At 59.5% G+C, this 580-nt stretch carries 1 protein-coding gene; it reads right to left on the bottom strand.

All coding sequences use genetic code 11. The features are described from left to right. Positions 1-512: helix-turn-helix domain-containing protein (locus NW840_RS13420; protein WP_414344812.1), on the bottom strand; the 512-nt coding region annotated here is incomplete at its 3' end. Positions 513-580 lie beyond the last annotated feature (68 nt).

The raw sequence follows: 580 nt of genomic DNA, 5'->3' as shown, positions 1-580 counted from the left end.
CGCAGCCAACTCACTGCCAAACTCAAAAACGCCATCCCGTGCAGCGTGGAAATCTCACGGCTGAACGCCAACAGGCGCAGCCGCGTGCGACTTTCAAGGAAAGTCCACTGATAGCGGGGGAGGCGATGCTTGCGCAGGTGATCCCAGCGTTCGGTGCCGAGCGTGCCCTTGTCGTAGATGTCTTTGACATCGGCTTGGATGAGCGTAAACGGTTCTTGGCTCTCCCACGCCCAGTGCGCAGGATAGAAGCGTCGGCGCTGTTTGCGGGGACGGCTGGTTGCTGGTGCGTGGCGTTTCAGGATGTGTCGGATGGTGTTGGGGGAGAGGTGAATGCCGTGTTGGGCGAGGTGTCGGGCGAGGCGTTGGCGTCCGTAGTGGGTTTTTTGGTGGAGTTGCAGCACACGCTGCTCTATGTCGGGGTCGGTTTTTCTGGGTTGGCGTTTGGGGGTTTTGGGCAGGTCGTGCAGTCCTTGCTCGCCGTATTGTCGGTAGCGTTGAACCCACTTGCGCACGAGTTGTGGGGAGGTGTGGCATCGTCGTGCGGTTTCGCAGTAGTTTTGGGTCTGTTGGTAGATGTGGA

Source organism: Synechococcus sp. R5-13 (assembly GCF_047462015.1).
GTDB lineage: Bacteria > Cyanobacteriota > Cyanobacteriia > Thermostichales > Thermostichaceae > Thermostichus.
The sequence above is the reverse complement of the archived record's forward strand: the minus strand, read 5'-3'. Positions and strand labels throughout refer to the sequence as shown.